Origin of the sequence: Pseudomonas sp. DWRC2-2 (assembly GCF_049897885.1) — a bacterium.
GTDB classification, from domain to species: Bacteria; Pseudomonadota; Gammaproteobacteria; order Pseudomonadales; family Pseudomonadaceae; genus Aquipseudomonas; species Aquipseudomonas azotoformans_A.
Genome location: NZ_JAFCXD010000001.1, coordinates 351,018 through 373,406 on the forward strand (window position 1 = coordinate 351,018; position 22,389 = coordinate 373,406).

Genomic DNA, 22,389 nt, shown 5'->3' on the forward strand with positions numbered 1-22,389 from the left:
CCTGGGCGCGGCTCAAAAGGCCGCGTTCTTATGGGTACGAACCTACACAGCACCAGTCGTTCCCAGACATTAGCAGTGCAACTGCCCTACCGCCACGCTGGCCCCCGTCCGACTTGTCCGCTAGCATCGCCCTTTTGCCAGGACTGGACTGCCGACCATGAAAATCGTCTCCTTCAATATCAACGGGCTGCGCGCCCGCCCTCATCAGCTGGCGGCGCTGATTGAAAAGCACCAGCCCGACGTGATCGGCCTGCAGGAAACCAAGGTCCACGATGACCAGTTCCCACTCGCCGAAGTACAGGCCCTTGGCTATCACGTGTACTACCACGGCCAAAAAGGTCACTACGGTGTGGCCCTGCTCTCGCGCCAGCCGGCGTTGAGCCTGCACAAAGGCTTCGCCAGCGACGAAGAAGACGCCCAGCGCCGGTTTATCTGGGGCACCTTCGCCGATGAGAACGGCCAACCGGTCACCATCATGAACGGTTACTTCCCCCAGGGTGAAAGCCGCGACCATCCCACCAAGTTCCCGGCCAAGCAGCGCTTCTATGAAGACCTGCAACAGTTGCTGGAAAGCCAGTTCAACAATGACCAGGCGCTGGTGGTGATGGGCGACATCAACATCTCCCCGGAAGACATCGACATCGGCATTGGTGCCGACAACGCCAAGCGCTGGCTCAAGACCGGCAAATGCAGCTTCCTGCCGGAAGAGCGCGAGTGGATGGCCCGCCTGAAAAATTGGGGCCTGGTGGACAGCTTCCGTCACCTCAACCCAGAGGTTGCAGACCGCTTCAGCTGGTTCGACTACCGCAGCCGTGGCTTTGAGGATGAACCCAAGCGCGGCCTGCGCATCGACGTGATCCTGGCCTCCAACGGCCTGCTGTCGCGGGTCAAGGATGCCGGGGTGGACTACGAATTGCGCGGCCTGGAAAAGCCGTCGGACCATGCGCCGATCTGGCTGGAACTGAGCTGATCCCCTGATGGGGCCGAACCCTCGGCCCCGTCATATTTATGCAACCTGCCTGACTTATTCTCGCGGCACTCCCTTTGGCTTGAGAAGGTGCCGGCATGAGGCTGCGCGTTCTGTTCCTGCTGGTGCTGTTTCCCCTCGTCGCTGTGGCCGCTCCCCTTCCCGTTCCTGATCAAGGTCCTGCCTTGCGCATCCAAGGCTCCAATACCATTGGCGCAGCGCTTGGCCCGGCATTGGTCAAGGGCTTGATGGAGCATCAGGGGTTGCAGGCGGTGCACAGCGAACCGGCCGAGGGTGTCAATGAACAGCGCGTGATCGGCAAGACGCGCCAAGGCAAGACGGTGATCATCGAAGTCGCCGCTCACGGATCAAGTACCGGCTTCACGGCGCTAAAAAAATCCACCGCGGACTTGGCGGCTTCATCGCGCCCGATCAAAGACAGCGAACTGGTTGACCTCGAGCCCTTGGGCGACCTGAAAAGCCCTGAAGCCGAACAGGTGATCGCCATCGATGGCCTGGCCATCATCCTCCACCCGCTAAACCCGCTGAACACCCTGAATACCGAGCAGCTGGCGCAGATCTTCAATGGCGAGGTCGCAACCTGGGAGGCGCTCGGAGGCGTCGGCGGGCCGATTCATCTGTATGCGCGGGATGACCAATCCGGCACCTACGACACCTTCAAGGAACTGGTACTGCGCCTGCGTGGCAAACCGCTCGCGCCAGGCGCCACGCGTTTCGAGTCCAGCGAGCAATTGTCCGACGCGGTCAGCCAGGATCCCCAAGGCATTGGCTTTATCGGCCTGCCCTATGTCCGCCAGGCCAAGGCGGTGGCAATTGTGGATGGCGACTCGCAACCCATGTTGCCGTTGAACAGCCTGATTGCGACCGAGGATTATCCACTGTCACGTCGGCTGTTCTTTTACTGGCCGCCATCGAGTCGCAATCCCTGGGCCAAGGCGTTGGTGGACTTCAGCCAGAGCAGCAAAGGCCAGGCAATCGTGGCCGCCAATGGCTTTATCGCCCAGCAGGTACAGGCGATGGCCGTGGAGCCGCGCACGTCGATGCCTGCGGACTATCAAGCGATTGCGCGGGATGCCCAGCGCCTGACGGTGAATTTTCGTTTCGAGGAAGGCAGCGCGAGCCTGGACAACAAGGCCCGCCAGGATTTGCAGCGGGTGGTGGCGTATCTGAAAAGCCACAACAAGCTGGATAAGCAGGTGACGCTGGTGGGTTTTGGTGATGCCAAGAACGATCCGCAGCGGGCGGCATTGCTGTCAAAGTTGCGGGCAATGGCGGTGCGCCGGGAATTGGTCAAGAACGGTGTGGTATTGCGCGATATCCGCGGGTTTGGCGCGCAGATGCCGGTGGCGGCGAATACAGCGGATGAAGGGCGGATCAAGAACCGGCGGGTGGAGGTTTGGGTGTATTGAATACCCGACCTCCCCGCCTATTGCTGTTTATTGCCCGCTGCGCATCAGCTCTTTAGGCACATACTTGCCAATCTCGAACTTACCGATCGCCGCCCGGTGCACTTCATCCGGGCCATCGGCCAGGCGCAAGGTACGTTGCATGGCGTACATATAGGCCAGCGGGAAGTCGTTGGAGACACCGGCACCGCCATGGATCTGGATCGCGCGGTCGATCACCTTCAAGGCCACATTCGGCGCGACCACCTTGATCTGGGCGATTTCGCTTTTCGCGACTTTGTTACCCACGGTGTCCATCATGTACGCCGCCTTCAAGGTCAGCAGGCGCGCCATGTCGATTTCCATGCGTGAGTCAGCGATCTTGTCGATATTGCCGCCCAGGCGCGCCAATGGCTTACCGAATGCAGTCCGGCTGACGGAACGCTTGCACATCAATTCCAGCGCGCGCTCGGCCATGCCGATGGAACGCATGCAATGGTGGATACGGCCTGGACCTAGGCGGCCCTGGGCGATTTCAAAGCCACGGCCCTCACCCAGCAACACGTTTTCGTAGGGTACGCGCACATTGTCGAACAGCACTTCGGCATGGCCGTGGGGCGCATCGTCATAGCCGAACACCGGCAGCGGGCGCACGATTTTCACACCGGGGGTATCCACCGGCACCAGGATCATCGAGTGCTGCTGGTGGCGCGGTGCGTCCGGGTTGCTCAGGCCCATGAAGATCAGGATCTTGCAGCGCGGGTCGCAGGCGCCGGAGGTCCACCATTTCTTGCCATTGATCACCCACTCGTCGCCCTGGCGTTCGGCACGGGCGGCCATGTTGGTGGCATCCGAGGACGCCACATCCGGCTCGGTCATGGCGAACGCGGAGCGGATCTCGCCGCGCAGCAATGGCTGCAACCAGCGTTGTTTCTGTTCTTCGTTGGCGTAGCGCACCAGCACTTCCATGTTGCCGGTATCGGGGGCGGAGCAGTTGAACGGCTCCGGGCCCAACAGCGAACGGCCCATGATTTCAGCCAGCGGCGCGTATTCAAGGTTGGTCAGGCCGGCGCCCAGCTCGGATTCCGGCAGGAACAAGTTCCACACGCCTTCGGCTTTAGCCTTGGCCTTCAGCTCTTCCATGATTGCGGTGGGCTGCCAGCGGTCGCCTTCGCTGACCTGGCGTTCGAACACCGGCTCGGCCGGGTAAACGTAAGCGTCCATGAACGCAGTGACGCGTTCACGCAGTTCCTGAACCTTGGGCGAATAGGCGAAATCCATGAGCAGCTCCCTTCTCTGAGAGGTTGTTTAGGTCATGCAATCGATGCTAGAACAGCGTTGATAATTTACCTAGCCTATTCTCGGCGTGTATTAACATTCATCACCGATATATGATCGACGTATGGCCACCTAACAATAAGAGCGCTACGAAATGAATCTGAGCAAGGTCGACCTCAACCTGTTTATCGTCTTTGACGCGATCTACACCGAAGCCAACCTGACCCGCGCCGGGCAGATTGTCGGCATCACCCAGCCGGCGGTGTCCAACGCTCTGGCACGTCTTCGGGAAACCTTCAACGACCCGCTGTTCGTGCGCACCGCTCAAGGCATGGTGCCCACGCCCATGGCGCAGAACATTATCGGGCCGGTGCGCAATGCGTTGTCGTTGCTGCGGGTGTCGGTACAGGAAAGCCGCATTTTCAACCCGCAACAGGCCGCCAAGACTTACCGCATCAGCATGACCGACCTCACCGAAGCGGTGATCCTGCCGCTGCTGTTTCAACGCCTGCGCCGCCTGGCGCCCACGGTGGTAATCGAGAGTTTCCTCTCCAAGCGCCGCGAAACCACCAAGGAACTGGCCGCCGGGCGCCTGGACTTTGCCGTGGACGCGCCGCTCAACACCGACCCACAGGTACGTCACGTCAAGCTGATGGAAGACCGCTATGTGTGCGCCATGCGCAAAGGCCATCCGCTGGCGGGCAAGGACAAGCTGACTCTGGATGATTACCTGGGGCTGACCCACATCCATATCTCCAGCCGCCGTAACGGCCTGGGCCATGTGGACCTGGCGCTGGGAAAAATGGGCCTGCAGCGCAAGATCGCCCTGCGTTCCCAGCATTATTTGATGGCCTCGCAGGTTTTGCAGCAGACCGACATGGTCATGACCGTGCCCGAGCGCTTCGCCCGCCGCCACGAATTGCATTGGTTCAACCTGCCGGTCAACGACGTGCCGCCGGTGGAAACCCACCTGTACTGGCACGAAAGCACCGACCAGGACCCGGCGAATCGCTGGATGCGCGAGCAGATGATCGAGTTGTGCCAGCAAGTGACGGCCCATGAGAAGAAACTGGATGGCAAGCAGGCTTGACGTTAACGTCAACCTGCCATTAGCTTAGCGCCAAGACTTTCTTGAGCGCCATCCATGAGCACCACCTACAGCATCTCCGACCTCGCCCGCGAGCTCGACATCACCACCCGCGCCATTCGCTTCTACGAAGAACAAGGCCTGCTGGCCCCGGAACGTCGGGGCCAGGAGCGCATCTACTCGGCGCGGGACAAGGTCAGCCTCAAGCTGATCCTGCGGGGCAAGCGTATCGGTTTCTCCCTGGCCGAATGCCGTGAACTCATCGAACTCTACGACCCCACCAGCGGCAACCACGTGCAACTCAATAGCATGCTGGCAAAAATCGCCGAGCGCCGTGAGCAGTTGGAACAGCAACTGCTGGATATCGAACAGATGAAGCTGGAACTGGACACCGCCGAAGAGCGCTGCACCCAGGCCCTGGCCCACACCCTGCGCCAGGCTGGCCATTGATCAGAAGGTAACTGCCATGTCCCTCCCCTCACACGTGCGCCTGGTGGAAGTCGGCCCGCGCGACGGTTTGCAGAACGAAGCCCAGCCCATCAGCGTGGCGGACAAAGTCCGGTTGGTGGACGCCCTCAGCGCGGCGGGCTTGAGCTATATCGAAGTCGGCAGTTTTGTATCACCCAAGTGGGTGCCGCAGATGGCCGGTTCCGCCGAGGTGTTTGCGCAGATCCAGCGCACGCCCGGTGTGACCTATGGTGCGTTGGCGCCGAACCTGCGTGGTTTCGAGGACGCACTGGCGGCTGGTGTGAAGGAAGTGGCGGTGTTTGCGGCCGCGTCCGAGGCATTTTCCCAGCGCAACATCAACTGCTCCATCAGCGAAAGCCTCGAGCGCTTCGCACCGATCATGGCGGCGGCCAAGCAGCACGGTATCAGCGTGCGAGGTTATGTGTCGTGCGTGTTGGGTTGCCCGTACGAAGGTCAGATCGCGCCGGAACAAGTGGCAACAGTCGCGCGGGAGTTGTACGCCATGGGCTGCTACGAGGTGTCCCTCGGTGACACCATCGGCACCGGCACGGCGGGCGCCACGCGGCGGCTGTTCGAGGTGGTCGGCGCCCAGGTGCCTCGGGAGAAATTGGCCGGGCACTTCCATGACACCTATGGCCAGGCCATCGCAAACATCTACGCCAGCCTGCTGGAAGGAATCGCGGTGTTTGACAGCTCTATCGCGGGCCTCGGCGGCTGCCCTTACGCCAAGGGCGCCAGCGGTAACGTCGCGACTGAAGATGTGCTGTACCTGCTCAACGGCCTGGGTATCGAGACGGGTATCGACCTGGAGGCATTGATTGGCGCGGGCCAGCAAATCAGCAAGGTGCTGGGCCGGCCGACAGGGTCACGCGTAGCCAAGGCGCGTAACGCCGGTTGAGTCGCTTAGCCGTGACAATGTGTTACCGCACGCCTACACATCGAGTAACACGGGAACATATTTTGTCGTATTTTCTGCAGGCCGAATCCCACATAAAAATCAAACCATTGATTTTAAAGGATTTTTAAAAGTTGGCACGGCTTCTGCTATCTCTATGGCATAACAAGAATAAAAAGCGCCAAACCTAATAAAAATAAGACGAAACGACTCTGACATAACAAAAACAACACGGCAGAGACGCAGCTAACAGATTTTTTTGGAGAAGATGTGCTTCGCAGGGTACGGCGTGCCGAAACCCGCAACCGGTTAGAGAAAAATAAAACTACCTCAGGTAGCTACCCACTGGTTGGATCGTTAACGAAGAAGCAGATCAGCGCTCAAAAAAATACGTTTGCTCTTGACCCCGGATGGGGGTCGCCAAAAACAGCGGTAAAGGGTAACGGTTGCCAAAAACAACAATAGACCGCCCCTCAATAATAAAAAAAGAGCACGCAACGACAAATTAAAGGGGACCCTCGGGTCCCCTTTGTGCTGTCTGCACTCACCGTTTTAGAGCGATGTTCCGTCTGTTGCCGCGAAATTGTTCAGCACCCTGCGCGTCAGCACTTTCAGGGATCTCTGCTCCAGTGCATGCCGTTCGGCCCCCAACTGATCGAGCTCTCGCTGGTAAAACGCACTTTGCATCGAGCCATTCACCAGGATTTCATCCCTGCGCTTGCCCAATAAGCCCGCCAGGCGGTCGGCCGCCTCGTCGTGGGTGGTCTGCCACTCAGGGCTTGCGTCCTGCTGGCGTTCCAGCTCTGAGAGTTCGAACAATGCATCAACTTTCTCATTGATCGGCTCAAGCTCTGGTGCCATCAGCGTGTTGAGCGCCTGAAGGTAGCGTGCACGAAGGTGTTTCTCCCAGAATGGGCGCCCGACAAAAAAGGCTTCCTCATCAGCAGGCTTGCGTTCGTCCCTGAGCACCTGATCGTACGCCGCATTGAGCGCTGTCTCGGACACATCAGCCTGTTGGGGAAACAACATCTCGCGGGATTTGACCGGCAACGCCAGTCGGTCTGCAAGTCGCGTCCGATAAGCCAGGACAACTTCAACCTGCTCGGTGAACCCTGGCCCTCTCGCCGCAACATCCCGTAGCGCAATGGCGTCTACCAGCATTAAACGAAACAGCTTTCTAGCCGTGCCAATCAATGCACCCTCGGCATTTTCCGTGCCCGCCAGCGCAAGAGCCTTCGCCCCCATCAACTCACTCTCAAGGTTCATGAACTCGACCGACGTGCCGTCCCCACAGGTCACCCGATCATCGGCGGCGGCAAACAACGCCCCACGGATGTCCTGGCTTTCGCTCGCGGCCTCCAGCATGTCCCACACCCGCTCGGCCAATACCGGACGGGCCACTTGGCTGGCATACTCGGCACTGCGGGTGATATCGGCCACGACAGTAAAAAACGCCGCCGACTCAGGGCTGCCTTTCAGTTCATCCCAGACATCTCCACGCCGCGCCAACTCCTCGGAAGGCATTCCCTCCAGCCACAAGCCACGTGCCTCGTCCACAGTGATGTGCTCACCCCACTGCGCCGGATTGAAAGGCTCACCCAGTCGGGCAACCGTAGCGGCCGACAAGGGATTGTCATGCACATTGATGCGCTCAAGATGCTGGTAGGCGTACTCGGGTAAGGTAGTGATCCGGTTTGAATGCAGATCGATGCGGGCCAGGTTGGGCAGTTGCTCGGCGCCGACGGGAAAGGTGGAGATGTCGGTGCCCGCCAGGTAAAGCTGGTTCAAATGGCGCAGGCGGCGCAGGTCGGCCTGCCAGCCCAGGCGACGGTTATCTGCCAGGTTGAGAATCTTCAAACTCTGCATACCTTCCAGGCGAAGACGGCTCGGTTCGGTCAGCTGGATATCATTTCTGCTCAAGTTGAGTTTCGTCAGCCCTGCCCCGCCATTGGCGAATTCCGGTAGTTGCGTAAGGTGGTTGTCGCTCATGTTCAGCCAGCGCAAGCCGCCGAATGCCTTCAGAAACGGCAGTGAACTGTCCGACAGTGCCATTCGACGTAAAACCAGGCTGCCCACGTGATCCATATTCGCGGTAATCGCTGGCAGCTCACCGATCGCCTCATCCGACAGGTTCAGTGCATAGCCGATTGGCGTGCCGTCCCCCGCGAACTCCTCGCGCCCTATCCTGCGCCACGCGGCCTTGAGAGTGCCCGACACTCTGCGCCTGGCGCTTGCATAGCCCGACCCTCCTTCCTTCTGCCAGTTGCTCAGCGTCGTATCCAGTTCAGCGAACTCCGCCTCAAGCTGGGTCAGCTTCGCCAGCAACACAGCGTCTTGCGCATTACCCAGTTCAAGCATCGCCTCGACCTCGTCCATGGACTTTGACGGATAGAGCGACATTGCTTTCATGCGACAAACAGAAGGACGCTCGGCAGCGCCACCCACCGGGCTGAGCGGATAACCGAAACGCCCGTCAGCCAAACGCATGGGTGACTTGAACCCGGCCTTGATCGCTTGCAAGCCCAGTGCACGCCGGCTCGCTGGCTCACTCAACGGCTGTTGCGCTAGCCGCACCTTTAAATGTTGCGCAGCCCTATTGAACTCAGCCCACCGTGTGAACTTGCCACTGCTCGCCATCCAGAGCGCGTTAAAGAACGCATCCTTGTCGCTGCGCCAATACTCTGTTTTTTCCGGACCGCTGTAGAGCCTCCACTCCTTCAGGTCAGAGTGGACAAGACGCAGTTGCCGGGGGGCGCCCAAATCGCCTACGCGGTCGAGTAATGGGCCGTCGTAAGTCCCGCCGCGGAGCTCCAGGGCTACACCCTCCAGTAGCCCGGGCAGGGAAGCCATCTTGTGCAGGGCCAGGCGTACGACGTCCAACGTGAGTGGGTTGTCGAATAAAAGATCGGCATGTGCGCGCATGACACGCGCTTTCTGCACGTAGACACGCGCTTCCTCGGCCAGACGCAACGGCAAACGTGAACGAGACTGCAGGCTTGCCAACTCCTGACTGTTGGCATGGCTCACTATTTCTTCGGCGGCCAGTTTAGGCAGACCGGGAAAATCGCGCTGGATCAATTGAACATTGGCGTCACTGGATACATCACCGGCGGCTATCTCGCGATTGAACAGCTCGCCTTTGGTGCTGTACGCCGCTTCTAGCAAGCAGTCCCGGTAGCGCATCCCCCTTGCGAAGGGTGTGCGCAAATAGTGCATCAACGGGTCAGTATCTTCATCGTCATCTACAAGTTCTTCGCCAGAGGAAGGCAAAGCTTCGGATGAAACATCTCGGGTCCTTAGAAACAGGTATGAGACAGCTTCTTCCGTCATCGTCTTCTCGCCTAACAAGTGGCGGATCTCGCGCTCCGTCAACTGCTCCCTGAATGCTGAAAAGAGGCGACCACTGGCCAGTTCTTCATGTCCGAGCGTGACCGTCGAGGTTGAATCACTCGGGTCAGCTGAACACCACACTTGATTCCCCTCTTCATCGAGCGCCACCAACACACGCGACTCGGGCCACATCCCACACTCGACCAACAACTGTACTTGTGTGTACCAATCGACCTGGCTGAAAACCTCAGGATTAGGGTGCGTTAATTGGTCGATAAATGCCTGATACCTGTTCGCGCATTCGAACCGCCGGAGCATGTCCTTGAACAGCGGCGCAGGCGCTCGATGCTCGATAAATACCCGACGCAACTCATCATCTGTCACACCACTGATCGCCCTGGCTTGCTCAAGCTGGCTATCGCTCAGGCTATCGACGGTGTGTCCCATACGGCGCAACAGGGTCTTGCGATCCCACGTCAACGGGTCTTCGAATTCATGCACCCAGGCTCCCTCGCCGTTGTGTCGCAGGCGTGGCGCATATCGGGAATCGCCTTCAGGGTGCAGTAGCCTGAACTCATCATCAGTGCCGCTGGCCTGGACCTTGTAGTGACCACCGTCCGGTGCCGGCAGGTACAGGCCTGCTTCATGGGCATACAGGCCATGCGCGTTTGGCCGCTGCCCTTCGGACAAAGCGATTCGGTGCACATAGCGACTCGGGTTGAAATCATACAAACGCGGACGCCCGCCGAGTTCTATATGCGCCAGGCGCTTGATGAACGCCGTTTCTTTGGCGGCCACCAGCACCTTGGGCACCGCCAGCCCCGCCAGATTCAAGCCCACCGCTGAAAAGTGTGCCCAGACCGCTTGGGCGTCGTCGTGGGACCAGGCATCAATGCCTTCGCCAATTTCATACACCACCTGCACAGCGGCGACGACCAGCATCACCTCGCCCAGGAACGGCACCACAAAAGCGGCAAGGTTGAGAATATCCAGGGCTGCGCTGCCAAACGACCAGAGCCAGGCGTTGAACACACGATCGTCGACATCCTGGGTGGCCACCACGCTCGTGCTGGCATTGCTCATGATCAATTTTATCCGCTGCTGCGCGCAGTCCATCCAGACATCGCGCCACGGTGGCGCGTAGGTGCCCTGGCGGTGGATGCGGCTTTTCTGTGCCGGGGCAAAATCCTGGTCGTGGGCGTACAGCGCGCCGGGGTCCAGCAACACCTTCAGTTGCGTGAAGAATGCATCCTGATCGGCAAGCGCCACGAACTGGCTGAAAAACTTGCGGTATTCGACACGACACAGCCGCGTCGTCAGGTGGTCGGTAAAGGCCGCGATATGGTCATAGGCCTTGAGCGGATGAAGTGGATCGCCAGGGATATAGATCAAGCACGGCAAGGGCACGAGCTCTGCATTCCTCACATTTGCCCGCCACACAACCGGACCGATGATCAGGATGTTCTCGATCACAACGTTGAGTAATCGCAACGGCGAACACTTGACCGCTTCCCCTTGCCACTTACTCTTCACTTGATCAATCAGCAGGTCATTGATCACCTGACGGTGATCAGTTTCGATGTCGCCCTTCATCAAGGCGATCTCGGCGGCCAGTTTCAACTGGTTCCGATGGCTGGTGATCAGGGTACTGTAGAGCTTGCCAATTCCCGCCGGTGTGGTGGTTATCCGAATCTGGTTGTTGATAAAGGTGCGCACGTACTCGTAGTAGGAACTCCCGAGGTCCAGGTCCCGACACAGTTTTGCAAACTCGTGCGCCTTGATACGCAGCGGAAGTGACTGGACGTTGCCGGGAGAATGCACCTTGGTCGAGGGATACTGATAAAAATTGTAATAGGTAATCAGGTGGCAATCCGTGCAAACCGGCTCGCTGGCTTCGTCCGAGGTAAAGTTGTTCAGCGCCGCTTCCAGCAGGCTGATGCCTCGGTAGAAGTAGAACTGCGGGGCCAAGGTGCTGGCGTGGGTGGTCGGGAGCTCCCTGGGGCCAGGGTCACACTCTTTCTGTTCCATCTTGCGGGCATAGAACACGGTTCTGGTGTCCAGCCGCTGCCCGAACTGTTTTTCGATCGCTGCCGTCAGCAACGGCTCGGCGTACTCTGCCGGCCCCTTGAGATCACTGAACATCTGATCGAGTTGGTTCAATGAGGTCCTGCTGCGCAGGTGGACCGCCCTCATGCGGTCGCGCGCAGTGGTCGACGCCTTTTTGTACCAATCGGGAATGCGCAGGGCCAACGCCCCCAGTTCGGTTTTGCGCGAGTCCAGCGCATCGGTGTACCAGTCCGGTGTGTTGTCGTTGATCACCCGGGCATGGGGGCTCTGTTCAGCCTGACCAGGCCGCGTCGCGGCATCAATCGTGGGCGTTGTCATCGGTATAGCCTTCAAGTGGCGAAATAATCCGCCACTTTAGGCATCGCGTTTCAGCATGGAGCCGTAGACATGCACCGCGTGTCAGGCGTCGTCGCGCAGCTCCTGGATGCTGATCTCACGCATGCGAAATTTCTGGATCTTGCCGGTGACCGTCATTGGAAACTCTTCCACGAATTTGAAGTGCTTGGGCGTCTTGAAATGCGCGATGCGGCCCTTGCACCAGGTTTGCAGTTCAAGCTCATTGGCCACATGGCCGGGATGGAACTTGACCCAGGCAACGATGGCTTCACCGTAGCGCTCGTCCGGAATGCCGATCACCTGCACATCCGCCACTGCCGGGTGGGTGAAGAAAAATTCCTCCAGCTCACGCGGGTATACGTTCTCGCCGCCACGGATGATCATGTCCTTGTTGCGCCCGGCAATGCACACGTAGCCATGGGTGTCCATGCTCGCCAGGTCGCCAGTGTGCATCCAGCCGGCGTCGTCGATGGCGTCGCGGGTGGCGTCAGGGTTGTTCCAGTAGCCGAGCATCACGCTATAGCCGCGAGTGCAGAGTTCACCGATCTCGCCGCGAGCAACGGTGTTGCCGTCGGCGTCGATGATCTTGTTTTCCAACTGCGGCTGGGTGCGCCCGACGGTGGTCACACGGCGTTCCAGATCGTCATCCGCGCCGGTCTGCAAGGACACCGGACTGGTTTCCGTCATGCCATAGGCAATCTGTACCTCGCTCATGTGCATCTCGCTGATCACTCGGCGCATTACTTCTATGGGGCACGTGGCGCCGGCCATGATGCCGGTGCGCAGGGTGGACAGGTCGAACTCGCCGAGGCGCGGGTGATCGAGCATGGCGATGAACATGGTGGGCACGCCATAGAGCCCGGTGGCGCGTTCTTCCGCGACGGTGCTGAGGGTCAACAGCGGATCAAAACCGTCATTGGGATAGATCATGGTGGTGCCATGGGTGATGCAACCCAGGTTGCCCATGACCATGCCGAAGCAGTGGTACAGCGGCACCGGGATCACCAGGCGGTCCTGCGCGGTCAGGCCCAGGCTTTCACCGACCATGTAGCCGTTATTGAGGATGTTGTGGTGACTGAGGGTAGCGCCCTTGGGAAAACCGGTGGTGCCAGAGGTGTACTGGATGTTCACGGGTTGGTCGAAATGCAGGCTGCCCTGGCGGGTGTGCAGATGTTCAGGCGGGATACCTGCGCCGAGGGCCGATAGCTGCGACCAGGGCATGAATCCTGTGGGTGGGCTGGGGTCGAGGCTGATCATGCCGCGCAGGTCAGGCTTCAATTCCTGCAGCATCGCGTGGTAATCGGAGGTCTTGAACGACCCGGCGCACACCAGCCACTGACAGCCGGATTGCTTGAGCACGTAGTCCAGTTCGCTGCTTCGGTAGGCCGGGTTGATGTTCACCAGGATCACGCCGAGCTTGGCGCTGGCGATCTGGCTGATGCACCACTCGGCGCAGTTGGGGGCCCAGATGCCCAGCCGATCGCCGGTCTGCATGCCCAGGGCGAGAAACGCACGGGCGTGCAAATCCACCGTTTCGGCCAGTTGCCGCCAGGTGTAGCGGCGCTGCTGGTGGCGCACCACCAGGGCCTCGCCCTCGGGGAATTGCGCCACGGTTCGGTCAAAGGCTTGGCCAATGGTCATGGCCAGCAAGGTCTTGTCCTGGGAGCCACGGCTGTAGCTCTGGTTCGGTTGATCCATAACGACCCCTGTTGTCTTTTTTGTAGGTTGACGTAAACGTAAACTACGATTGACAGCGCCGCAACGCAAGCTTACGTTAACGTAAAGGTGAGCGCCCTCCCCTGGCGCGCCCTCCACACAAAAACAAAGCTCACATTAAGGTGCCTGTCCATGAGTTACCCGTCCCTGAACTTCGCCCTCGGTGAAACCATCGACATGCTGCGCGACCAGGTGCAGTCCTTCGTGAGCAAGGAAATCGCGCCACGCGCGGCACAGATCGACAGCGACAACCTGTTTCCCGCCGACCTGTGGCAGAAATTCGGCGACATGGGCCTGCTGGGCATCACCGTCCCGGAAGAATACGGCGGCGCCGGCCTGGGTTACCTGGCCCATGTGGTGGCGATGGAAGAGATCAGCCGCGGCTCGGCCTCGGTGGCGTTGTCCTACGGCGCGCACTCCAACCTGTGCGTGAACCAGATCAACCGCAACGGCAACCACGCCCAGAAACTCAAGTACCTGCCCAAACTTATCAGTGGCGAACACGTCGGCGCCCTGGCCATGAGCGAGCCGAACGCCGGTTCCGATGTGGTCTCGATGAAGCTGCGTGCCGACAAACGCGGCGATCATTACGTGCTCAACGGCAGCAAGACCTGGATCACCAATGGCCCCGACGCCAGCACTTATGTGATCTACGCCAAGACGGACCTGGAGAAAGGCCCTCACGGCATCACTGCCTTCATCGTCGAGCGCGACTGGAAAGGCTTCACCCGTAGCAACAAGTTCGACAAGCTGGGCATGCGCGGTTCCAACACCTGCGAGCTGTTCTTCGATGACGTGGAAGTACCGGAAGAAAACATCCTCGGCGTACTCAACGGCGGCGTGAAAGTGCTGATGAGCGGCCTGGACTACGAACGGGTGGTGCTGTCCGGCGGCCCCACCGGGATCATGCAAGCCTGCATGGACCTGATCGTGCCCTACATCCACGATCGCAAGCAGTTCGGCCAGAGCATCGGCGAATTCCAGCTGATCCAGGGCAAGGTCGCGGACATGTACACCCAGCTCAACGCCAGCCGAGCCTATCTCTACGCGGTGGCCCAGGCCTGTGAGCGTGGCGAAACCACGCGCAAGGATGCGGCCGGGGTGATCCTCTACAGCGCCGAGCGCGCCACGCAGATGGCACTCGACGCAATCCAGATCCTGGGCGGTAACGGCTACATCAATGAATTCCCCGCCGGTCGGCTGCTGCGCGACGCCAAGCTGTATGAAATCGGCGCCGGCACCAGTGAGATCCGCCGGATGCTGATCGGTCGCGAACTCTTCAACGAAACCCGCTGAAGGAGCGCGTAATGGCCACCTTGCACACCCAACTCAACCCGCGTTCGGCAGAATTTGCCGCCAACAGCGCGGCGATGCGCCAACAGGTCGACGCCCTGCACAGCCTGCTCGCCCACGTGCAGCAAGGCGGCGGCGCCAAGGCTCAGGAGCGGCACACCTCACGCGGTAAACTGTTGCCCCGCGAGCGTATCAACCGTTTGCTCGACCCCGGTTCGCCGTTCCTCGAACTCAGCCAATTGGCCGCCCATCAGGTGTACGGCGAAGATGTGCCCGCCGCTGGCGTGATTGCCGGGATCGGCCGGGTGGAAGGTGTCGAATGCATGATCGTCGCCAACGATGCCACGGTGAAAGGCGGTTCCTACTACCCGCTCACCGTGAAAAAACACCTGCGCGCGCAGACCATTGCCGAGCAGAATCGCCTGCCGTGCATCTACCTGGTGGATTCGGGCGGCGCCAACCTGCCGCGTCAGGACGAGGTGTTCCCCGACCGCGAGCACTTCGGGCGGATCTTTTTCAACCAGGCCAACATGAGCGCCCAGGGCATCCCGCAGATCGCGGTGGTGATGGGCTCATGCACTGCGGGTGGCGCCTACGTGCCGGCCATGGCCGACGAAGCAATCATGGTGCGCCAGCAAGCCACCATCTTCCTCGCCGGTCCGCCGCTGGTGAAGGCCGCGACCGGTGAAGTGGTGAGTGCCGAAGACCTCGGCGGTGCCGATGTGCACTGCAAGATCTCCGGCGTGGCCGACCACTATGCCGACAGCGATGAACACGCGCTGGCGCTGGCTCGGCGCAGCGTGGCCAACCTCAACTGGCGCAAACAAGGCGAACTGCTGCAACGCACGCCGGTCGCGCCGCTGTACAGCAGTGAAGAGTTGTACGGCGTGATCCCGGCCGACGCCAAGCAGCCCTTCGATGTGCGCGAAGTGATCGCACGGCTGGTGGACGCTTCGGTGTTCGATGAATTCAAGGCGCTGTTCGGCACCACGCTGGTATGCGGCTTTGCACACCTGCACGGCTACCCGATTGCGATCCTGGCCAACAACGGCATCTTGTTTGCCGAAGCCGCGCAAAAAGGCGCGCACTTTATCGAGCTGGCCTGCCAGCGTGGCATTCCGCTGTTGTTCCTGCAGAACATCACCGGGTTCATGGTCGGCCAGAAATACGAAGCCGGCGGCATCGCCAAACACGGCGCCAAGCTGGTCACCGCCGTGGCTTGCGCCAAGGTGCCGAAGTTCACGGTGATCATCGGTGGTAGCTTTGGTGCCGGGAACTATGGCATGTGCGGCCGCGCCTATGATCCGCGCTTCCTGTGGATGTGGCCGAATGCACGCATCGGCGTGATGGGTGCCGAACAGGCGGCCGGCGTGCTGGTGCAGGTCAAGCGCGAGCAGGCTGAACGTGCAGGCCTCGATTTCAGCGCCGAAGAAGAGGCTGCCATCAAGCAGCCGATCCTCGACCAATACGAAACCCAGGGCCACCCCTACTACTCCAGCGCGCGCCTGTGGGACGACGGTGTGATTGACCCGTTGCAGACCCGTGACGTGCTGGCGCTGGCCTTGTCCGCTTCGCTGAATGCCCCCATCGAGCCGAGCCGCTTCGGCGTGTTCCGCATGTAAATGGAGCTGTATCCCATGAGCGATTTCAACACCCTCGAATTGATCACTGACAGCCGTGGCTTTGCCACGCTGTGGCTCAGCCGTGAAGCCAAGAACAACGCGTTCAACGCAGAGATGATCCGCGAACTGATCATCGCCCTCGACCACGTACAGGGTGATCCATCCCTGCGCTTTCTGGTGCTGCGCGGGCGCGGCAAGCACTTCAGCGCCGGGGCCGACCTGGCCTGGATGCAGCAATCGGCTGAGCTGGATTACCACACCAACCTGGACGATGCCCGCGAATTGGCAGAGTTGATGTACAACCTGGCCAAGCTGAAGATTCCGACCCTGGCGGTGGTGCAAGGTGCGGCCTACGGCGGAGCGCTGGGGTTGATCAGTTGCTGTGACATGGCGATTGGCGCGGACGATGCGCAGTTCTGTCTGTCGGAAGTGCGTATTGGCCTGGCGCCGGCGGTGATCAGTCCGTTCGTGGTGCAAGCCATCGGCGAGCGTGCGGCACGGCGCTATGCGCTGACCGCCGAGCGCTTCGGCGGCCAGCGTGCGCGGGAGATCGGCCTGTTGGCGGAAAGCTATCCGATCAGCGAGTTGGATCAACAGGTCGAACAATGGATCGCCAACCTGCTGCAAAACAGCCCGGCGGCCATGCGCGCCAGCAAGGACTTGCTGCGCGAAGTGGGCCACGGCGCCCTCACCCCGGCCCTGCGCCGCTATTGCGAAAATGCCATCGCGCGCATTCGTGTCAGCGCCGAAGGCCAGGAAGGCCTGCGCGCCTTCCTGCAAAAACGTCCACCCAGCTGGCAAGCGCAGGAGCCGCGTTCATGAGTACGTTGACGACTCTACTGGTGGCCAACCGTGGCGAAATTGCTTGCCGGGTGATGCGCACCGCCAAAGCCATGGGCCTGACCACCGTGGCGGTGCACAGCGCCATTGACCGCGATGCACGCCACAGCCGTGAGGCGGATATCCGCGTCGACCTGGGCGGCAGCAAGGCCACGGACAGCTACCTGCAAATCGACAAACTGATTGCTGCGGCCCAGGCCAGCGGCGCCCAGGCGATTCATCCGGGTTACGGTTTTTTGTCGGAGAACGCCGGTTTTGCCCGTGCGATTGAAGCAGCAGGTTTGATCTTCCTCGGCCCGCCCGCCTCGGCCATCGATGCCATGGGCAGCAAATCGGCCGCCAAGGCCTTGATGGAAACCGCCGGAGTCCCCTTGGTGCCGGGTTATCACGGTGAAGCCCAGGACCTGGAAACCTTCCGCGCCGCCTGCGAGCACATCGGTTACCCGGTACTGCTCAAGGCCACGGCCGGTGGTGGCGGCAAAGGCATGAAGGTGGTCGAGGATGTCAGCCAGTTGGCCGAAGCCCTGGCCTCGGCACAGCGCGAGGCGCTGTCGTCCTTTGGCAACGGGCAGATGTTGGTGGAAAAGTACCTGCTCAAGCCACGTCACGTGGAGATCCAGGTGTTTGCCGACCAGCACGGGCATTGCCTGTACCTCAATGAACGTGACTGCTCGATCCAGCGTCGCCACCAGAAGGTCGTCGAAGAGGCGCCAGCACCGGGACTGAGTGTTGAACAGCGCAAGGCCATGGGCGAAGCCGCCGTGCGTGCGGCCCAGGCCATCGGCTATGTCGGCGCAGGCACCGTGGAGTTCTTGCTGGACGCGCGCGGTGAGTTCTTCTTCATGGAGATGAACACGCGGCTGCAAGTGGAACACCCGGTGACCGAAGCGATCACCGGCCTGGACCTGGTCGCCTGGCAGATCCGTGTCGCCCAGGGCGAGGCGCTGCCGATCACCCAGGAGCAGGTGCCGCTGATCGGCCATGCCATCGAAGTGCGGCTGTATGCCGAAGACCCCGCCAATGACTTCCTGCCCGCCACCGGGCATCTGGCGCTGTACCGTGAATCCGCACCGGGTCCTGGCCGCCGCGTGGACAGCGGTGTGGAGCAAGGCGACAGTGTGTCGCCGTTCTACGACCCCATGCTCGGCAAGCTGATTGCCTGGGGTGAAGACCGTGAACAGGCGCGATTGCGGTTGCTGGCCATGTTGGATGAGTTTGCCATCGGCGGGCTGAAGACCAACCTGGGATTTTTGCGACGCATCATCGGGCACCCGGCGTTTGCGGCGGCTGAGTTGGATACCGGGTTTATTCCGCGCTATCAGGAGGAGTTGCTACCCGGGCCTGGAGTATTGAGTGATGCGTTCTGGCAAGCGGCGGGCGCGGCCTTCATTCAGAGCTTGCCGAAGAGTGATGGGCCTTGGGCAGATTCGCGAGGATTTCGCGCCGGGTTACCTGCCGAAGTTTCGTTGCATTTGAGTTGCAATGGCCAGGATCGGTTGGTGACGCTGGCGGCTGATACGCCACAACTACGTGGCGAACATCTGCTGATCGAGCAACAGGGCGTGCGTCACAGCCATCTGGCAGTCCGCAACGAAAGCAGCGTGTTTTTGCGCTGGGACGGCGAGCTGCAGGCCGTCACATTGTTCGACCCGATTGCGGCGGTTGAGGCCAACCAGTCACATCAAGGCGGCCTCACGGCGCCGATGAACGGCAGTATCGTGCGGGTGCTGGTGGAGGTCGGTCAGCAAGTCGAAGCCGGCACGCAACTGGTGGTGCTGGAGGCCATGAAGATGGAGCACAGCATCCGCGCGCCTCACGTCGGGGTGGTCAAGGCGTTGTTCTGCCAGGAAGGTGAAATGGTTGCAGAAGGTTGCGCGTTGGTGGCGCTCGAAACGGCCGTCTAGAACTTCGCCGTGGCTTGAACAACAACCCCCAGGATGTGGCAATCGTCGGTGAATGGCTGCTTGGGGTAGGTGGGATTGAGCGGTACCAGGTAAAGCTGGCCGCTTTCTTCCTGCAACTGGCGGAAGGTCGCCTGAGGGCTCCCGGCCCGTTGGGCGACCACCAGCTTGCCAGGCTCTGCCTGGATGGCCGGGTCGACCAGGATCAGCATGCCCGCACTGACGCTCAAGCCGCTGGGTGCGGTCATGGCGTCGCCTGTGACTGGCAGCCAGAACGCATCCCCCTGAGCAGGGTAATCCGTGAGTTCGAAGCGCACAGCGCCATAGGTCGCACGCTCTTCGCGGACCTCGCACAACCCTTTCCAATCGCTGACCGGGTAGCGGAAATACGGGTTGTAGTTTTTCTGCGCAGGCGCCTCATCGGGCCGTTCGCGAATGTCCAGCGCGACTTCCAAGTACCCCAACCCCAGCGCCGCCAACACCCGGTTCATGTCCACCACGCTGGGTGCACGGCGCTTGTTGAGCCAGTGGCCAACGCCGCCTTGGGACATGCCCAGGCGCTCAGCCAATTCACCCTGCGTGACCTTGCGGTCTTCCATGTTGGCCTTGACCAACGCAATCCAGTTATCCATGGGAGCTGACAATACGTCACGTAGTTTTCAGGGCAATAAACAGTTTGTAGTAATCCATAAAACGACATAAATACGATACGTACTATCATCGGACATAAGGTTTTCGACACCCACTACAGAGTACCGCCCCTTATGACGACCAGCCCGTATCTCCTGCCTGAACCCTCTGAAGACACCGAAATGCACGACCTGCGCAGCAGCGGTGCCGCCCAGCGCGCGTTGGACTTTTACTTGAAAGAAGAGATGCCGGCAGCAGCCCCTGACGGCGCCCTGTTCGCCATCAAGCCGGGCATCAGCCAGGAGGAAGCCCTCGTACACGCCTCAGACCTGTTGCGCAGCGCCGCAGCCACGGCCTATGAATCCGCGAGCAGCCATCAGGGCAATCATCGCGACCTGGCGTTTTCGGTGGTGTATTTGATCGATATGGCGAAAGCGATGGTGGAGCGGTCGTTGCAGGCGCCAGCGGCTCAAGCGAACGGATAACAGGCGCAGAAGAAAAATATTTCTATCTCACGGATAAAAACATTTGACTTGCAAATGATAATGATTATTATTGGACCTAGCTGATCGCGAGATCAGTCGATAGACCAAGGGACCTTAGGTCGGACTCTTGGAATATCTCCTCATCAGGCTAATCACGGTTTTTGACCCGGCTCTTTGGCCGGGTCTTTTTTTTGCCAGTTTCCCTGGCATGGCTTCAGGCTAATGAAGACTGTGTGTTGCTCGATGGCGCGCATGGTAGCAAAAGACCATCGCCAAAAGAAAGCCAGTCGAACGCTCTAGTCCAAACCTTTGCGAAATAGCGCTTGAGAATCAATCTCATAGATTCTAAGCTGCTGCGGCGTCAAGGATGACGCCCCCTCCCCCATGCAACAATTTTGCATCCAGTCTTTACCAGACTCCTGTGTAATATAGCCGCCACAACACTCATATTCAGGCAACCAGACTATGACCGTGGCCTTGACCTCCATCAGGATCAGCACCGATTTCGACAGTGGCAATATCCAAGTACTGGATGCCCACGATTCCCACCAGTTGCTGCTGGCGATCAAACCCGATACCCGTAGCCAACACTTCCAGTGGTTCCACTTCAAGGCCGAAGGCATGCACGTGGGCCACACCCATACCTTCCGCTTGAGCAACGCGGGCAAGTCGTCTTACCCGCACGCGTGGAGCGGCTACAACGCCGTGGCGTCCTACGACCATATCAATTGGTTCCGGGTGCCCTCTCGCTTTGATGGTGAAATCCTGCATATCAGCCTTGAGACCCGCGAGAAGCACGCCTGGATTGCGTACTTCGAACCCTACAGCCGTGAGCGTCACGACTGGCTGATCGAGCAAGCCTTGACCCGCGCCGGTACTCAACTGCTGGCCACCGGTAAAAGTGTCGAAGGCCGTGATATCCAACTGCTGCGTCGCGGCAAAGGTGGCGAAGGCCGCCGCAAGGTCTGGATCATCGCCCAACAGCATCCCAGTGAACACATGGCCGAATGGTTTATGGAAGGCATCATTGAACGCCTGCAACAGGACGGTGACGCCGAGCTGAAAAAACTGCTGAAAGTCGCTGATCTGTACCTGGTGCCCAACATGAACCCGGACGGCGCGTTCCATGGCCACCTGCGCACCAACGCCGCAGGCCAGGACCTCAACCGCGCCTGGCAGAGCGCGAGCCAGGAGTTCAGCCCGGAAGTGTTGTTCGTGCAGCAACAGATGGAAAAGTACGGCGTCGACCTGTTCCTCGATATCCACGGCGACGAGGTAATCCCCTACGTCTTCACCGCCGGCTGCGAAGGCAACCCCGGCTACACGCCGCGCATCGAAGCCCTGGAAAAACACTTCCGCAGCCACTTGAGCGGCTTGACCCGCGATTTCCAGACCACCTACGGCTACACCCGCGACCTGCCGGGCGAAGCCAACATGACCCTGGCGTGCAATGCCGTCGGCCAGCAGTTCGACTGCCTGTCCCTGACCCTGGAAATGCCCTTCAAGGACAACGACGACGCCCCCAACCCGCTCACCGGTTGGTCAGGTAAACGCTCGATGCAACTGGGCAAGGATGTGTTGAGCAGCGTGGCCGATATCGTCGACGTCTTGCGCTAAACCGAGTCGGCGGGCACCCGCCGACAATCCTCAGGCCCCAGCAACCGCCCATCCGCCGAGCGCAACTCCAGCGCTCGCAGCGGCTCGCCGTTGGCGCTGTCCACCATCACCGAGTGCGCCTCGCCTGCCCCATAGAAAAAACCCTCGCCCCACTGCCGCAACCCGATGATCACGTTGAACAGGCCCCGCCCCTTTTCCGTCAGAACGTACTCTTGGTACGCACTGCCATCCGACGCCGGCACGATTTCCAACACCCCATGGGCCACCAAACTGCGCAAACGCGTGGACAAAATGTTCTTGGCCATTCCCAGGCTGCGCTGGAACTCACCAAAACGGCGAATCCCATCAAACGCATCGCGAATGATCAGCAGCGACCAGCCATCGCCAATCGCATCCAGTGAGCGCGCCACCGGGCATTCGGCGCTTTCAAAGCGGGTGAGCTTGACCATCG

At 60.2% G+C, this 22,389-nt stretch carries 16 protein-coding genes; 11 read left to right on the forward strand and 5 right to left on the reverse strand.

Going from position 1 to position 22,389, the window contains the following annotated elements:
* Positions 1-157 precede the first annotated feature (157 nt).
* Positions 158-970, forward strand: coding sequence for an exodeoxyribonuclease III (gene xthA / locus ACP7EW_RS01875; RefSeq protein ID WP_426214907.1), 813 nt, complete (start codon positions 158-160; stop codon positions 968-970).
* Positions 971-1,065: 95 nt separating this feature from the next.
* The gene (locus ACP7EW_RS01880) at positions 1,066-2,397 is read left to right on the forward strand and encodes a substrate-binding domain-containing protein (RefSeq protein ID WP_426214909.1); all 1,332 of its coding nucleotides are present in this window, start codon (positions 1,066-1,068) and stop codon (positions 2,395-2,397) included.
* Between the two features lie 27 nt (positions 2,398-2,424).
* On the opposite strand, the gene ACP7EW_RS01885 is transcribed toward ACP7EW_RS01880, so the two are convergent.
* A complete protein-coding gene (locus ACP7EW_RS01885) occupies positions 2,425-3,654 on the reverse strand; it encodes an acyl-CoA dehydrogenase (RefSeq protein ID WP_426214911.1) in 1,230 nt (409 codons plus the stop codon).
* Between the two features lie 151 nt (positions 3,655-3,805).
* On the opposite strand from ACP7EW_RS01885, the gene ACP7EW_RS01890 reads away from it, so the two are divergent.
* Genes ACP7EW_RS01890 through ACP7EW_RS01900 form a run of 3 tightly spaced genes read left to right on the forward strand, consistent with a single transcriptional unit; the run spans position 3,806 to position 6,104 of the window.
* Positions 3,806-4,741, forward strand: a complete 936-nt coding sequence (locus tag ACP7EW_RS01890) for a LysR family transcriptional regulator (RefSeq protein ID WP_016974062.1) — start codon at positions 3,806-3,808, stop codon at positions 4,739-4,741.
* 54 nt (positions 4,742-4,795) lie between these two features.
* Positions 4,796-5,188: a MerR family transcriptional regulator gene (locus ACP7EW_RS01895; RefSeq protein WP_038844104.1), complete on the forward strand. Its 393-nt coding sequence runs from the start codon at positions 4,796-4,798 to the stop codon at positions 5,186-5,188.
* Positions 5,189-5,204: 16 nt separating this feature from the next.
* Positions 5,205-6,104, forward strand: coding sequence for a hydroxymethylglutaryl-CoA lyase (locus ACP7EW_RS01900; RefSeq protein ID WP_426214913.1), 900 nt, complete (start codon positions 5,205-5,207; stop codon positions 6,102-6,104).
* A gap of 549 nt (positions 6,105-6,653) precedes the next feature.
* Here ACP7EW_RS01900 and ACP7EW_RS01905 read toward each other — a convergent pair.
* Both ACP7EW_RS01905 and ACP7EW_RS01910 read right to left on the reverse strand, forming a co-directional pair.
* Positions 6,654-11,816, reverse strand: a complete 5,163-nt coding sequence (locus tag ACP7EW_RS01905) for an NEL-type E3 ubiquitin ligase domain-containing protein (RefSeq protein WP_426214915.1) — start codon at positions 11,814-11,816, stop codon at positions 6,654-6,656.
* 81 nt (positions 11,817-11,897) lie between these two features.
* A complete protein-coding gene (locus ACP7EW_RS01910) occupies positions 11,898-13,532 on the reverse strand; it encodes an AMP-binding protein (RefSeq protein ID WP_426214917.1) in 1,635 nt (544 codons plus the stop codon).
* A 150-nt stretch (positions 13,533-13,682) separates the two neighbouring features.
* On the opposite strand from ACP7EW_RS01910, the gene ACP7EW_RS01915 reads away from it, so the two are divergent.
* From ACP7EW_RS01915 to ACP7EW_RS01930, 4 genes are read left to right on the forward strand one after another with little or no spacing between them, the layout of a single operon-like run.
* Positions 13,683-14,846, forward strand: a complete 1,164-nt coding sequence (locus ACP7EW_RS01915) for an isovaleryl-CoA dehydrogenase (protein ID WP_426214919.1) — start codon at positions 13,683-13,685, stop codon at positions 14,844-14,846.
* Between the two features lie 11 nt (positions 14,847-14,857).
* Positions 14,858-16,465: a carboxyl transferase domain-containing protein gene (locus tag ACP7EW_RS01920; RefSeq protein ID WP_178950809.1), complete on the forward strand. Its 1,608-nt coding sequence runs from the start codon at positions 14,858-14,860 to the stop codon at positions 16,463-16,465.
* A 15-nt stretch (positions 16,466-16,480) separates the two neighbouring features.
* Complete coding sequence (locus tag ACP7EW_RS01925) at positions 16,481-17,287, forward strand: gamma-carboxygeranoyl-CoA hydratase (RefSeq protein ID WP_426214921.1); 807 nt, start codon at positions 16,481-16,483, stop codon at positions 17,285-17,287.
* A complete protein-coding gene (locus ACP7EW_RS01930; RefSeq protein WP_426214923.1) occupies positions 17,284-19,209 on the forward strand; it encodes an acetyl/propionyl/methylcrotonyl-CoA carboxylase subunit alpha in 1,926 nt (641 codons plus the stop codon). Before ACP7EW_RS01925 ends, ACP7EW_RS01930 begins: the two co-directional genes overlap by 4 nt.
* Here ACP7EW_RS01930 and ACP7EW_RS01935 read toward each other — a convergent pair.
* A complete protein-coding gene (locus ACP7EW_RS01935; protein WP_426214925.1) occupies positions 19,206-19,838 on the reverse strand; it encodes a LexA family protein in 633 nt (210 codons plus the stop codon). The genes ACP7EW_RS01930 and ACP7EW_RS01935 overlap by 4 nt on opposite strands.
* A 132-nt stretch (positions 19,839-19,970) precedes the next feature.
* Here ACP7EW_RS01935 and ACP7EW_RS01940 point away from each other — a divergent pair, with 132 nt between their 5' ends.
* Both ACP7EW_RS01940 and ACP7EW_RS01945 read left to right on the forward strand, forming a co-directional pair.
* Positions 19,971-20,321, forward strand: a complete 351-nt coding sequence (locus tag ACP7EW_RS01940; RefSeq protein WP_426214927.1) for a DUF6124 family protein — start codon at positions 19,971-19,973, stop codon at positions 20,319-20,321.
* Between the two features lie 465 nt (positions 20,322-20,786).
* Positions 20,787-21,938, forward strand: a complete 1,152-nt coding sequence (locus tag ACP7EW_RS01945) for a M14 family metallopeptidase (RefSeq protein ID WP_426214929.1) — start codon at positions 20,787-20,789, stop codon at positions 21,936-21,938.
* Here ACP7EW_RS01945 and ACP7EW_RS01950 read toward each other — a convergent pair.
* On the reverse strand, positions 21,935-22,387 hold the full coding sequence (locus tag ACP7EW_RS01950) for a winged helix-turn-helix transcriptional regulator (RefSeq protein WP_177110611.1): 453 nt from the start codon (positions 22,385-22,387) through the stop codon (positions 21,935-21,937). The two genes, ACP7EW_RS01945 and ACP7EW_RS01950, sit on opposite strands and share 4 nt — an antisense overlap.
* Between the last annotated feature and the right edge of the window lie 2 nt (positions 22,388-22,389).

Excerpts from the sequence above, each read along its gene's own strand:
- ACP7EW_RS01895 (WP_038844104.1), top strand. The coding sequence starts at position 4,796 with ATGAGCACCACCTACAGCATCTCCGACCTCGCCCGCGAGCTCGACATC.
- ACP7EW_RS01890 (WP_016974062.1), top strand. The coding sequence starts at position 3,806 with ATGAATCTGAGCAAGGTCGACCTCAACCTGTTTATCGTCTTTGACGCG.
- ACP7EW_RS01885 (WP_426214911.1), bottom strand. The coding sequence starts at position 3,654 with ATGGATTTCGCCTATTCGCCCAAGGTTCAGGAACTGCGTGAACGCGTC.
- xthA (WP_426214907.1), top strand. The coding sequence starts at position 158 with ATGAAAATCGTCTCCTTCAATATCAACGGGCTGCGCGCCCGCCCTCAT.
- ACP7EW_RS01910 (WP_426214917.1), bottom strand. The coding sequence starts at position 13,532 with ATGGATCAACCGAACCAGAGCTACAGCCGTGGCTCCCAGGACAAGACC.
- ACP7EW_RS01940 (WP_426214927.1), top strand. The coding sequence starts at position 19,971 with ATGACGACCAGCCCGTATCTCCTGCCTGAACCCTCTGAAGACACCGAA.
- ACP7EW_RS01935 (WP_426214925.1), bottom strand. The coding sequence starts at position 19,838 with ATGGATAACTGGATTGCGTTGGTCAAGGCCAACATGGAAGACCGCAAG.
- ACP7EW_RS01925 (WP_426214921.1), top strand. The coding sequence starts at position 16,481 with ATGAGCGATTTCAACACCCTCGAATTGATCACTGACAGCCGTGGCTTT.
- ACP7EW_RS01945 (WP_426214929.1), top strand. The coding sequence starts at position 20,787 with ATGACCGTGGCCTTGACCTCCATCAGGATCAGCACCGATTTCGACAGT.
- ACP7EW_RS01930 (WP_426214923.1), top strand. The coding sequence starts at position 17,284 with ATGAGTACGTTGACGACTCTACTGGTGGCCAACCGTGGCGAAATTGCT.
- ACP7EW_RS01915 (WP_426214919.1), top strand. The coding sequence starts at position 13,683 with ATGAGTTACCCGTCCCTGAACTTCGCCCTCGGTGAAACCATCGACATG.
- ACP7EW_RS01920 (WP_178950809.1), top strand. The coding sequence starts at position 14,858 with ATGGCCACCTTGCACACCCAACTCAACCCGCGTTCGGCAGAATTTGCC.
- ACP7EW_RS01905 (WP_426214915.1), bottom strand. The coding sequence starts at position 11,816 with ATGACAACGCCCACGATTGATGCCGCGACGCGGCCTGGTCAGGCTGAA.
- ACP7EW_RS01950 (WP_177110611.1), bottom strand. The coding sequence starts at position 22,387 with ATGGTCAAGCTCACCCGCTTTGAAAGCGCCGAATGCCCGGTGGCGCGC.
- ACP7EW_RS01880 (WP_426214909.1), top strand. The coding sequence starts at position 1,066 with ATGAGGCTGCGCGTTCTGTTCCTGCTGGTGCTGTTTCCCCTCGTCGCT.
- ACP7EW_RS01900 (WP_426214913.1), top strand. The coding sequence starts at position 5,205 with ATGTCCCTCCCCTCACACGTGCGCCTGGTGGAAGTCGGCCCGCGCGAC.